Below are 13216 nucleotides of genomic sequence, written 5' to 3' on the forward strand. Positions count from 1 at the left end.
CGGAGGCAGGTCTACCCTACGCCCCGAACTGAATTCCCAGGAAAAAGGTGTTCGACCACCCGTCAATATCCTTGTTGAAGGCCTTTTGAGCCCCCACTTCGAACGAAATCCAGGTCGAACGGAGCGTCCGCTTGGCCCAAGGCCACACTTCGCGCAGGTTAAAGGCAACCCCCGGAACCACGTTCAACAGGAATTCCTTGGTAAAGTTGTATTCCACATGAACTTCGCCGGTCAGGCCGAACAAATCCGACAGGTTATACCCGCCACCCAGCGCAAGCCCGATAGAAAAACCGTCCAGCGTAAAAAGCTTTTGGCAGTCGTTGTTTTCGACTTCGACAGAATCCGCTTCGTCTTCTTCGTCGCCGGGATCGTCGTCCCACCAGTAATGCTGTTGCCGTTCCGAAGTCGCCTTCTTTCCGCGCACCTGCTTTCTAAACGCCGAGATACTCGTATTTTCAAAACCCAGAAGCGGCGAAGCATACAAGTCGAACTCTTCGGACGCCATGTGGAACCTGACATTCAGGCGGTACCGCTGGTAAACGATCATCGCGTCGCGGTCGAGGTCGCCCCCGAAAAAGAGCGCACTGACTCCCCCGCTTATCCAATCTTTATAAAAGTACTCAAGCTGTGCCTGCCAGGCGCCCATGCAGTCGCATTCGTCCAGCGGGTCGTACACGCCAAAGCCAAGCCCGAACGAAAGACCCTGTTCCATGTAGGCGGTCTGCCCCGGCAAGGGAACCGTGCTGATTTCAGACAACTTATTCTCTGATCCAAGCGAGTCTACGCCGTCTGCCGCAAACGAGACAGACAACCCAAATACAAGTACAATCAGCAAGAATAAGTAGCGCACAGGTATAAGCTAGTAAAAAAAACAAAGGGGGAAGAATCCCCCTCGTTGCAATCGCAGCCCTGCTGCGTTTTCCACTCCCCCTTCTCCTAGGGCTCCGCCCTAAAACCCGGATAGTTTATCGCCGCATTTGACTCATGATTAGTCGTGGCCCTTGATTTTTCAAATCAAGGGCGCGACTCGTCGGCTCACCAATACGAAAGTGCGAGCACTTTCATGCTGGATTCGCCTCCTAGTCATTCATCATATGATTATAGAACTTGGTGTAGTTGTCGCGGTCTTCGGTCTTGCGGACGGCGATGGCGTCTTGCGGGTGGCGGTTCAGCATACCCGTAATCATCTGCGGAATGATGTAGCCCCATTCGTACTTTTCCTTGAGCGGCAAGAACAGTTCCTGGTAGGCGTCGAGCACCGGGCGAAGGTCGTACTTCGGGTTCTTGAGGAATCCGAGCAAGAGTTCGGTGGTGCAGTTGCCGGCGCCGCGGCCCATGCCCGACACGGAACCGTCGAGGTAGTCCACGTGGTCGATGATAGCCTGAATCGTGTTGGAGAAGGCCAGCTGCTGGTTGTTGTGGCCATGGAAGCCGAACTTCTTGCCCTTCACGATACCGCGGTAACGGGTAATTTCCTTATCGATGTCTTCCTGGTAGAAGGCGCCGAAGCTGTCCACCAAGTAAAGCACGTCGGCCTTGCATTCTTCGTTCACCTGGTGCAGGGCTTCGTCGAGTTCCGGGCCACGGTCACGGCTCACAGCCATGATGTTCAGGGTGGTTTCGTAACCCATGTCGTGGAAGGCGTTCACCATCTCGATACCCTTGTCGATGTTTTTCACATAGCTTGCCACGCGGAACATCTGGTACGGGCTTTCGCTCGCGGGCTTCACGGCATCCATGTTCACGCGGCCCACGTCAGCCATCACGGCCATCTTGATCTTGGAATCGATACCGTCTTTCACCTTCCAGAGCAGGTCGTCGTCGCAGAACTTCCACGGGCCGTATTCCTTGGGGTCAAAAAGTTCCGGAGAGTTCTTGTAACCCATTTCCATATAGTCCACACCGGCGGCAGACAGGAGGGTGTAAAGGCGACGCACAAATTCGAGGGAGAAGTCGTGCTTGTTCACCAGGCCGCCATCGCGGATGGTGCAGTCCAAAACCTTGATAGATTCATAGTACATGATTAGATTCCTATTTGTTTTGGCGCAAAGATAGGTTCTGCGAAGGAGCCGGTCAAGAGCAGCAAAGCAAATCGTTCAAAAAAGTTTATTTTTAACGCAATTTTTGCGTCATTTAAATTAAATTCACTATAAATCGTTCAAAATCAACAGGTTAGTATGTAAAGAAACTGAACACAATGGCCATCTAGGGGAACATTCCCAATCAGAAAAGCATGATTTCCTACCCAAACAGGAAAACTTTCATCTCCAACCAATCATCATTCAACGCATTGATTGCGTAGATAAACAAGACCACCCCAAGGACACATTATCAATGCATTTGGGGGCATGTCGAAAAAGAACGCGGCAATTACGACTGGGCTGGTTGCGACCTCGCCTACAATTGGGCAAAAGCAAACAACGCCCATTTCACTTTCCGAACACTCTTGTGGGGTTCCCAAAATCCACAGTGGTTGAGCACGCTCGATGTCAGCGAAATCAAAAAAACATGGACCGATTGGATTGACGCCGTTCAAGAACATTACCCCGACCTCAAAATGATCGAAGTCGTAAACGAGGCTGTAAAATCAGCCAACAACCATCACTCCGATTTCGCCCGTTCCAAACTTGTCGAAGCCCTTGGCGGCGATAGCGGCAACTATAATTCGTGGTGACGGCATTCAAAATGGCGCGCGAACGCTGGCCAAAGGCAATCAAGAACATGTGGACCCAGGGCATTTCGACACACCCGCTGGACTCGTTGGATTCAATTGCCTTGGAAAATTCGACAGCAGTCAACAGAAAAACACAAGGTAAATTTACTCGCCCAGCGATTTCCCTCAATACGCGAAATAATCGCGCCTTCCAAATCGCTTTCATCAAAGGCGGGGCTTTACGTTCGTCATCGCGAGCCTCAAAGAGGCGCGGCGATCCATTTTAAATTTTCGCTCTTTTGAACAATGCGAATTGCAGAAATTAAGTTTCGAGCTGACTGCGCAACACTACAACGTCTTCCAGAGAAAGTCCCGTGGCTGCGACTATTTTTTCGTCAGAAACGCCAAGCTTTATCAGATTCTTCGCGATTTCACGCGTATTTTCGGAAACACCTTCTGCAACTTTCGCGTTGACGTCTTCCGCGAACTCCTTGAAGAAGCCCTTTCTTAAGGCATTGTGATCCCAGACCTTGTGGTACATATTCCGATAAGCCTCAAATTCCTTTTTATTGAAGTTAGATACTTTTGCACTTTCCGTCAAGTCCTTAAACTTCACTTCGTCCAGTTCTTCGGGAAGTTCCTTGAGTTGGTTCAGGTAGCGGAAGAAAAACAGCCATTTGCTTAGGTCACTGGAGGTCTTCTCGATAAAGAAAGGAACCTTTGAAAGTTCGATTACAGTCCAGTTGTAGGCATCCACAAGCTGCACCCCGCTTTCCAAATCGATTACCGTCGCACGATGGACGGCGCGCTCATCAAGGAAAACAGGGAACCGCGTCAAGGCGATTACATATGTCGGCTGAACATTAAAATTCCAATCATCTCCGGGCGCTGCCTGATTCGCCACCATTTCGCTCGCATAAAACGCAAGGCGCTTCATGAAGTTATCCACTTCACGAATTTGCACTTCAATTTCAATCAAATCTCCCGCATCATCCTTACAATGCAAGTCAAAAATTGCCGTACGCGACGCCTTACTCCCACTGAGGTTCTTCGCCACATTACGAGTCCACACGTTTTTGACAGGCCGTTTAAGTTGCGGTCCCAACAGGTCATTCAACAAATTGATGAGATTCTGGCGACTAGTAGGCTTATCCGGGTCAAAGGCCTTCTTGAAGGCCAAATCTACCAGCAGGTTTGCGTACGGGCTCGTTTCACCCGGCTTCACGATACAGTCCTTGAAGGACTTGCGTTCTTTCATCATACACTCCTCTCCGCCTACAAGCATAAAAAGGCGGGACTTTACGGTTATCCACCCAAAGTATACAAATGCACTTTTGAGCACCACAAAATATAAATTAGCGGATGGTGATTGTCAAGAGATTTTAGTTTTTTTTCAGATCAAATTTTATCAAGACAAAAAAGAGAACGACGCCTCGGATGAAGCGCCGCTCTAAATGTTTTCACAACGGAATAATCCTTATTGTGAATTGCTTTCAGATTTGACAATAATATACATAAAGAAATACAGAAAGTCAATAAATTTTTCACATTTTGCAGAAAAATCAAAAAAATTTCAAAATGACATTATATGTCACAAAAATAATCTATATTTATGGGTTTGTAGTTTTGCGTTTTCGCTTCAAAAATGACGAATTTTATCAAAAAAAGGCATTTTTCCATTCCTTTTTTCGACAAAAAAGTTTATTTTAAATGAGAATAGAAAAAGGAAATCAAATGAAAAAGATTCTTGGACTTGATTTGGGAACCAATTCGATTGGTTGGGCAGTGGTGAATGAAGCGGAAAAGGAAGGCGAAAAGTCTTCTATTGTGAAATTAGGCGTAAGAACCATCAGCTTCGACAATTTTGTAAATACAGCATCAAAAAAAGCCTGCATGGATGCTGTAGCAGATTTTAACGGTGGAAAAAGCATTTCCTGCAATGCAGGGCGAACACAAAGCCGTTCTATGCGACGTAATTTACAGCGTTATAAATTACGTAGAGATCATCTAAGAAAACTACTCAAGGAACATGGCTTTATTGACGATTCGACGATTCTTGCCGAAAAAGGAAACGGCACAACATTTGAAACCTATCGATTAAGAGCCAAAGCAGCCTCTGAAGAGATTTCTTTAACAGAATTTGCACGCGTTTTGTTGATGATCAACAAAAAAAGAGGTTATAAGAGCAATCGAAAAGCAAAGTCTTCTGACGAGGGTTCCCTGATTGACGGTATGGCTATTGCTGAAAAACTCTATAATGAAAATTTAACTCCTGGTCAACTAGTCCTTTCCTTGTTCAATCAAGATAAACGCTACGAACCAGAATTCTATCCATCTGATTTGCAAACGGAATTTGATAAAATTTGGAGTTTTCAAAAAACATTCTATCCAGATGTCTTGACCGAATCCTTAAAGCATAATGTAGAAGGGAAAAATAAATCTGCTACATGGGCTATTTGCAAGACTCCGTTCAACATTGTTGGCATTAAACGATCAACAAAGGGATTCGACCAAAAAAAAGAAGACTACGAATGGCGAGTGAATGCTCTTTCTGAAAAGATTGGGCTAGAGGAATTAGCAATTGTTCTTCAAAATATCAATGGTCAAAAAAGTGGAACAAGTAGTTATCTCGGAAATATTGGTGATCGCAGTAAGGAGTTACGAATTAATCATTTGACTGTTGGACAGTTCCAAATGAATGAATTGGCCAAGAATCCTAACTACAGTCTTAAAAATCAGGTCTTCTATCGTCAAGACTATTTAGATGAATTTGAGACGATTTGGGAAACGCAAGTAAAATTTCATCCGGAATTGACTCCCAAACTAAAGCACGAAATTCGCGATATCACTATATTCTATCAGAGGCCTCTTAAATCACAAAAAAATTTAATCAGCATTTGTGAACTGGAAGGTCGCAAAGTTAATAGAACTATTGATGGGCAAACAAAAACTGTTTTATCAGGCCCTAAAGTTATTCCCGCATCGTCTCCAATTTTTCAAGAATTTCGCATATGGCAAGTTCTAAACAATTTGATGCTAACAAGCAAGGAAACTGGCGAGTATTGCGCATTAAAGCAAGACGAAAAAGAGAAATTATTTGCTGAACTGAATGTAAAGGAGCAATTAAGCAAATCAGATGCGTTAAAAGTTCTATTTAACAAGGAATACCGTGAATACGATTTAAACTTCGATAAACTAGAAGGAAACCGGACTCAATCAAAATTATTTGATGCTTATCGTCGTATTATCGAAATGAGTGGTTACGGAGAATTCAACTTCCAAAAGATGCCTGCAAAAGAAATCTTTAATACCGTTCAGAACTCATTCGAAAAATTGAACATCAGAACAGACTTCTTGAGTTACAATTCCTCATTGACAACTCCAGAACTCGAAAATCAGCCTTTATTCAAACTTTGGCACCTATTATATTCATTCCAAGATGACAAGTCTATTACTGGCAACAGAAATCTCATTGCAAAGATTGGAAATCTTTGTAACATGGAAGAAGACTATGCAGCCATTTTAGCAAGCGTTACCTTTGAAGACGCTTATGGAAGTCTTTCGGCAAAGGCAATTAAAAAGATTTTGCCTTTCATGAAACAAGGTCAAATGTATAGCGACGCTTGTACATCCGCAGGATACAAACACTCAAAACGTTCTCTCACTCGCGATGAATTGGCAAATAAGGTCTATAAAGATCATTTAGACGCACTTCCAATGAACTCGTTAAGGAATCCTGTTGTTGAAAAAATTTTGAACCAAATGGTAAATGTGGTCAATTTAATTATTGACACTTACGGGAAGCCGGATGAAGTTCGAATTGAATTAGCAAGAGAATTGAAGAAGAGCGCCAAAGAACGGGAGGAAATGACAAACGCCATTAAAAAGAGTGCCGCAGATTATGACGATTATAGAAAAATTCTCATAAACGAATTTGGTTTGGAATGTCCCAGCAAAAATGATTTACTTCGTTATAGATTGTATAAGGAACTAGAATCTAACGGATTCAAAACTCTTTATTCAGACACGTATATTCCTCAAGAAAAATTGTTCAGTAAGGAATTTGATATTGAACATATAATTCCCCAGGCAAAGCGTTTCGACGATTCTTTCGCCAACAAAACTCTTGAAAAAAGACAAATCAACATAGAGAAAAGCAACTCTACCGCTTACGATTTTGTCCTTACTAAATATGGAGAAAATGGCGCAGAACAATACAAGTCTCGTATAGACAAAATGTATAACGAAGGAATGATTAGCAAGGCGAAATACAAAAATTTGCTGATGCATGAAGCCGATATTCCTTCTGGATTCATAGAACGTGATTTACGCGATTCTCAATACATTGCGAAGAAAGCTCGCGAGATGCTTGAAGATGTTGTAAAATTTGTGATTCCTACAACAGGAGCAATCACAGACCGTCTCCGTGAAGATTGGCAACTCGTTGATGTTATGCAAGAATTGAATTGGGATAAGTATAACAAACAAGGACTTACAGAAACCTATAAAGACAAAGATGGCAGAACGATTCTTAAGATAATTGACTGGACAAAACGAAATGACCATCGCCATCATGCGATGGACGCTTTAACGATTGCATTTACCAAACGCAGCTATATTCAATATTTGAACAATTTAAATGCTCGTGTACCTAAATCAGAACAGGAATACATAGATTTGGCGGATTATGATTTAAGCAATATAAACCCTGCGGATGTGAAAAGGATTGAAGCTACTATAGAACAAAAAGAACTTTACCGGAACGAAAAGGGGAAACTTTGTTTCATTCCTCCGATTCCGTTGGATGAATTCCGCGCACAGGCAAAAGAGCAATTGGAAAATACCCTTATCTCAATTAAGGCGCGAAATAAGGTTGTAACACGAAATACAAATATCAGTAAGGGTAAAAATGGAAAGTTAAATCAGCAACAAACTTTAACACCTCGTGGACAGTTGCACAACGAGTCTATTTACGGAAGCTATCAGGCTGAAAATGTAAAATCTGAAAAGATTGATGCAAAATTTACTGCTGAAAAAATAGCAACAGTATGCAATGCCAAATATCGAGACGCTTTGCTCGAAAGGCTAAATGCATTTAATGGTGATGCTAAGAAAGCGTTTACGGGGAAAAATGCACTTACAAAATCGCCTATTTATTTGGACGAAATGCACACAACAAAGATTCCGGAAATTGTAACAACGAAATCATACGAAACGACCTATACTATTCGCAAAGCAGTTTCATCACAAAATTTCAAAGATGCTAAATCTATTGAAAAAGTGATTGATGGAAAAATAAAGCAAATATTACTTGATCGTTTAGCTGAGTACGATAACGATGCAAAGAAAGCTTTTGACAATTTAATGGATAACCCTATTTGGCTGAATAAAGAAAAAGGAATTTCTATTAAGAGTGTTACTATTCGTGCTGTAAACAATGCTGTAGCCCTGCGAAAAGGACATGATTTCGTGAATACTGGTAACAATCACCATGTTGCGATTTTCCAGGATGCAGACGGCAATTTGCAAGAACATATCGTTTCGTTCTACGAAGCGACGCAACGAGCCACAAAGGGATTACCAATCATTGACAAAGAATACAACAAAGAGCAAGGATGGCAATTCCTGTTCACAATGAAGCAAAATGAATTCTTTGTATTCCCGAATCAAGAAACCGGTTTTGACCCGCAAAAAATCGATTTACTAGATTCAAAGAATAATGCATTGATTAGTCCAAACTTGTATAGGGTACAAAAATTTACAACCAGAGACTATTTCTTTAGACATCATCAAGAAACGATGCTAAACGACAACAAAAAGCTTTTGGGAAAAACGTGGAAACGTGGTGGTTTAAGTTTATTAAACGGCATTGTAAAGGTTCGTGTAAATCATATTGGTCAAATTGTGTCTGTAGGTGAATACTAAATGGGTATAGCCTATGATTAAACGGACATTATATTTTGGGAATCAGGCGTATTTAAGCCTAAAGGACAACCAGCTTGTCATTAAGAAACGCGATGACGAAATCGTTACTGCGGCTATTGAAGACATTGCATACATAATCCTTGATTCACCCCAAATTACAGTGACCAACGCTTTGCTCGGAGCCCTGCTAGAGAATAATTGTGCAATCATCAACTGCGATAAGACGCATTTACCCTCAGGCTTACTACTTCCCCTTTCAGGAAACACCCTGCAAAGCGAAAGGTTCCAAGCACAGATAGAAGCATCTCTTCCATTAAAAAAGCAACTATGGCAACAAACGGTCCAACAGAAAATTTTGAATCAAGCAGCCATCTTGAAGGCCACAAGAAACGCCGAAATAGGCAATATGACAGCTTGGGCAAACTCCGTACGAAGTGGAGACGTTGATAATCGAGAAGCCGTTGCTGCAGCATACTACTGGAAAGAGATGTTTCCCGACATTTCTGATTTTGTCCGTGATAGAAATGGAGTTTCACCAAACAACATGTTGAATTATGGATACGCCATTTTGAGAGGAGTCGTTGCAAGAGCTTTAGTTTCCAGCGGGCTATTACCGACATTGGGCATCCATCATCACAATCGTTACAATGCGTATTGCCTTGCAGATGATATAATGGAGCCCTACCGACCGATTGTAGACAAACTAGCCATAGATATCCTGACTGAAATTAAAGAATATCCAAAGGATTTGTCTACCGATATCAAAGCAAAAATCCTGCAAATTCCTGTTCTTGATTGTTTTATCAATGGAGAGCGAAGTCCTTTAATGAACGCCGTTGCAACAACAACGGCATCGCTCGCCAAATGCTATATGGGAGTCACAAAGAAACTAATCTATCCTGAGGTGTAGGATGGATCGATTTAGCGAGTATCGAATTATGTGGATACTATGTTTCTTTGATCTACCTACAGAAACAAAAATCGAACGGCAACGCCATTCGCTGTTTCGAAAAAATCTCTTGAAAGACGGCTTTTCAAGATTTCAATTATCCATTTATGTTCGGCATTGCGCCTCGGTCGAAAACGCAGAGGTCCACATCGCTCGTATAAAGAGTTTTATGCCTCCCAAAGGGTCTGTCAGCATTCTATGCATCACCGACAAACAATTTGGGAAGATTCAGGTTTTCTACGGCAAAAAAGAAAAGCCCTTACCCAAACCAGCACTTCAACTAGAACTTTTCTAATCACAAAAATGCCCTAAAAACGAAAAAATCGGCTTCGAAAAGTCGATTTTTTCTTTTACACAATTCTGCAACTAACCCATTGACACTTATTCAGTTACAACAAATCAGTTGTCATTGCACTAGTAAAACTAGAAAATCTGAAAGCAATTCACAACTTTATGTTATTTGTTAATCCTTTTTTTAAAGTTGTCATTGCACTAGTAAAACTAGAAAATCTGAAAGCAATTCACAACTTTGGTGTGCCTGGAGGGTTCGAAATTCCAGTTGTCATTGCACTAGTAAAACTAGAAAATCTGAAAGCAATTCACAACCATTGTCGATTACTCCGAACATAAGCAAGAGTTGTCATTGCACTAGTAAAACTAGAAAATCTGAAAGCAATTCACAACTTCCTTTGTTTGTATTCAATAAAACTAAAGTTGTCATTGCACTAGTAAAACTAGAAAATCTGAAAGCAATTCACAACTTTGGTTGATGATAATTGTATTTGGTTATGGTTGTCATTGCACTAGTAAAACTAGAAAATCTGAAAGCAATTCACAACACGTTTATCCTAGTATTTATACGGAAAAAAGTTGTCATTGCACTAGTAAAACTAGAAAATCTGAAAGCAATTCACAACTGTCAAGGTAAGAGTTCCGTTCTTGAATGGTTGTCATTGCACTAGTAAAACTAGAAAATCTGAAAGCAATTCACAACAATTGAACTTCTCACCTGTAGTGACAAGAGGTTGTCATTGCACTAGTAAAACTAGAAAATCTGAAAGCAATTCACAACGCGGAATTAAGCTTAACATTGACGGATTTTGTTGTCATTGCACTAGTAAAACTAGAAAATCTGAAAGCAATTCACAACTTCTGTTTCGGCATATAAATCTCCTAAAAAGTTGTCATTGCACTAGTAAAACTAGAAAATCTGAAAGCAATTCACAACTTACACGTTTCATGCGTTCGCTTCTCTTGCGTTGTCATTGCACTAGTAAAACTAGAAAATCTGAAAGCAATTCACAACCTTCGTCCGCATCGTAGTATGAGAAACCTCGTTGTCATTGCACTAGTAAAACTAGAAAATCTGAAAGCAATTCACAACTTCAACAATGGCGGCAAGGTGGTTCAGTTCGTTGTCATTGCACTAGTAAAACTAGAAAATCTGAAAGCAATTCACAACACGACGGCATCCTTATCAAGCCGAAGGAAGTTGTCATTGCACTAGTAAAACTAGAAAATCTGAAAGCAATTCACAACCGTTCATCTTCATCATTCCTCGTATCAAATGTTGTCATTGCACTAGTAAAACTAGAAAATCTGAAAGCAATTCACAACTTTTTCTCGCTGCTGACGCACCTCGTCTTCGTTGTCATTGCACTAGTAAAACTAGAAAATCTGAAAGCAATTCACAACTCCTTCAGGTACTAATGGTGAGAAATCTCGTTGTCATTGCACTAGTAAAACTAGAAAATCTGAAAGCAATTCACAACATTCTAAGGTCATTTTATGGATTTTTTCAGTTGTCATTGCACTAGTAAAACTAGAAAATCTGAAAGCAATTCACAACGTAGGAAGGTTGATTTTCTGCTTGAAGTAAGTTGTCATTGCACTAGTAAAACTAGAAAATCTGAAAGCAATTCACAACTTGCGGGTATGATGGCTCAGGAGCCCGTAAGTTGTCATTGCACTAGTAAAACTAGAAAATCTGAAAGCAATTCACAACTAAGCATCAGCGATAATGCCAATAAAAGCTGTTGTCATTGCACTAGTAAAACTAGAAAATCTGAAAGCAATTCACAACCGAGGTGTGCCCCGATATTTGCGACTTCGGGTTGTCATTGCACTAGTAAAACTAGAAAATCTGAAAGCAATTCACAACAAACATCGATGTACTGTTGTACGCTATCCAGTTGTCATTGCACTAGTAAAACTAGAAAATCTGAAAGCAATTCACAACTTTCCTGGCAAACTTCCACGCTGCCGCCTTGTTGTCATTGCACTAGTAAAACTAGAAAATCTGAAAGCAATTCACAACTGGGCAAGGAAATGCGTGTTGCTGGTATTGGTTGTCATTGCACTAGTAAAACTAGAAAATCTGAAAGCAATTCACAACTAGAAAGGTTGGCGGGTGCGGTTATGACAAGTTGTCATTGCACTAGTAAAACTAGAAAATCTGAAAGCAATTCACAACCGCTGCATTACACGCAAGATGAAGATGGCTGTTGTCATTGCACTAGTAAAACTAGAAAATCTGAAAGCAATTCACAACTACAGTCTTGGACGTCTTCTCCGCCTCGCGTTGTCATTGCACTAGTAAAACTAGAAAATCTGAAAGCAATTCACAACTAACGTAATATTCGAGCAAAGAACACGAACGTTGTCATTGCACTAGTAAAACTAGAAAATCTGAAAGCAATTCACAACTTTTCCCGTTTGCAAGTGCCTCGAACATTTGTTGTCATTGCACTAGTAAAACTAGAAAATCTGAAAGCAATTCACAACCGCTCGGTCTGTCTTACGAAGTCGTTTTGCGTTGTCATTGCACTAGTAAAACTAGAAAATCTGAAAGCAATTCACAACCTTAAAACAGATTTAGCTGGTCTTACGAAGGTTGTCATTGCACTAGTAAAACTAGAAAATCTGAAAGCAATTCACAACTGACGACTTTCTGTATTGTACCCACAACAGGTTGTCATTGCACTAGTAAAACTAGAAAATCTGAAAGCAATTCACAACCCAAGACGATTGCATTGTTAGTGGTTGCCTGTTGTCATTGCACTAGTAAAACTAGAAAATCTGAAAGCAATTCACAACCGCTCAAACGGGGCTGTGGTGGCCTGTAATGTTGTCATTGCACTAGTAAAACTAGAAAATCTGAAAGCAATTCACAACAGTGAACAGCGGTGTAGTAGTCAATGTATGGTTGTCATTGCACTAGTAAAACTAGAAAATCTGAAAGCAATTCACAACGCTCGGATTGAAGGGAGAGCGAAACGGCATGTTGTCATTGCACTAGTAAAACTAGAAAATCTGAAAGCAATTCACAACTCAATAGTCTAGTGAACGAGGGCGGCGTTGGTTGTCATTGCACTAGTAAAACTAGAAAATCTGAAAGCAATTCACAACTTCGGACCTCGCGCTCGACGATGCCGCCATGTTGTCATTGCACTAGTAAAACTAGAAAATCTGAAAGCAATTCACAACTCTTCTTCAGCTTCAAGTTCCATGGGCCAAGTTGTCATTGCACTAGTAAAACTAGAAAATCTGAAAGCAATTCACAACTGCCAGGTACTGGTGTCAGCTACCCATTTTTGTAAGCTTCCCCATAATTAGGACTGTTCATAACTAGACAAATGGCAATTCTGCCTGCGTCAAAATGCTACCTTTGGTAGCAAAGGAACAGCCAT

General features: G+C 41.2%; 7 protein-coding genes and 1 CRISPR repeat array. Of the genes, 4 read left to right on the top strand and 3 right to left on the bottom strand.

All coding sequences use genetic code 11. The features are described from left to right. Positions 1-16: 16 nt before the first annotated feature. The gene (locus B9Y58_RS13750) at positions 17-850 is read right to left on the bottom strand and encodes a hypothetical protein (RefSeq protein WP_085534950.1); all 834 of its coding nucleotides are present in this window, start codon (positions 848-850) and stop codon (positions 17-19) included. A 229-nt stretch (positions 851-1079) separates the two neighbouring features. Continuing rightward, positions 1080-2021, bottom strand: coding sequence for an aldolase catalytic domain-containing protein (locus B9Y58_RS13755; RefSeq protein WP_073058176.1), 942 nt, complete (start codon positions 2019-2021; stop codon positions 1080-1082). Between the two features lie 317 nt (positions 2022-2338). Here B9Y58_RS13755 and B9Y58_RS14975 point away from each other — a divergent pair, with 317 nt between their 5' ends. Then, positions 2339-2674: an endo-1,4-beta-xylanase gene (locus B9Y58_RS14975; RefSeq protein ID WP_233247994.1), complete on the top strand. Its 336-nt coding sequence runs from the start codon at positions 2339-2341 to the stop codon at positions 2672-2674. A gap of 301 nt (positions 2675-2975) precedes the next feature. Here the strand turns inward: B9Y58_RS14975 and B9Y58_RS13765 are convergent, their stop codons facing one another. Next, on the bottom strand, positions 2976-3914 hold the full coding sequence (locus B9Y58_RS13765) for an Rpn family recombination-promoting nuclease/putative transposase (protein ID WP_233247993.1): 939 nt from the start codon (positions 3912-3914) through the stop codon (positions 2976-2978). 473 nt (positions 3915-4387) lie between these two features. On the opposite strand from B9Y58_RS13765, the gene cas9 reads away from it, so the two are divergent. Genes cas9 through cas2 form a run of 3 tightly spaced genes read left to right on the top strand, consistent with a single transcriptional unit; the run spans position 4388 to position 9822 of the window. Then, positions 4388-8578 (top strand): type II CRISPR RNA-guided endonuclease Cas9, encoded by a 4191-nt coding sequence (gene cas9 / locus B9Y58_RS13770; RefSeq protein WP_073058186.1) that lies wholly within the window; start codon positions 4388-4390, stop codon positions 8576-8578. A gap of 13 nt (positions 8579-8591) precedes the next feature. Beyond that, positions 8592-9488, top strand: a complete 897-nt coding sequence (gene cas1, locus B9Y58_RS13775) for a type II CRISPR-associated endonuclease Cas1 (protein WP_073058178.1) — start codon at positions 8592-8594, stop codon at positions 9486-9488. Position 9489: 1 nt separating this feature from the next. Continuing rightward, positions 9490-9822, top strand: a complete 333-nt coding sequence (gene cas2 / locus B9Y58_RS13780) for a CRISPR-associated endonuclease Cas2 (RefSeq protein ID WP_073058180.1) — start codon at positions 9490-9492, stop codon at positions 9820-9822. Positions 9823-11406: 1584 nt separating this feature from the next. Then, positions 11407-13013: a CRISPR direct-repeat array (repeat unit 48 nt; unit sequence GTTGTCATTGCACTAGTAAAACTAGAAAATCTGAAAGCAATTCACAAC). Positions 13014-13216 lie beyond the last annotated feature (203 nt).

This window comes from Fibrobacter sp. UWB15, assembly GCF_900177705.1.
In the GTDB taxonomy this organism is placed as follows: domain Bacteria; phylum Fibrobacterota; class Fibrobacteria; order Fibrobacterales; family Fibrobacteraceae; genus Fibrobacter.

Excerpts from the sequence above, each read along its gene's own strand:
- B9Y58_RS13755 (WP_073058176.1), bottom strand. The coding sequence starts at position 2,021 with ATGTACTATGAATCTATCAAGGTTTTGGACTGCACCATCCGCGATGGC.
- B9Y58_RS13765 (WP_233247993.1), bottom strand. The coding sequence starts at position 3,914 with ATGATGAAAGAACGCAAGTCCTTCAAGGACTGTATCGTGAAGCCGGGT.
- cas9 (WP_073058186.1), top strand. The coding sequence starts at position 4,388 with ATGAAAAAGATTCTTGGACTTGATTTGGGAACCAATTCGATTGGTTGG.
- cas1 (WP_073058178.1), top strand. The coding sequence starts at position 8,592 with ATGATTAAACGGACATTATATTTTGGGAATCAGGCGTATTTAAGCCTA.
- cas2 (WP_073058180.1), top strand. The coding sequence starts at position 9,490 with ATGGATCGATTTAGCGAGTATCGAATTATGTGGATACTATGTTTCTTT.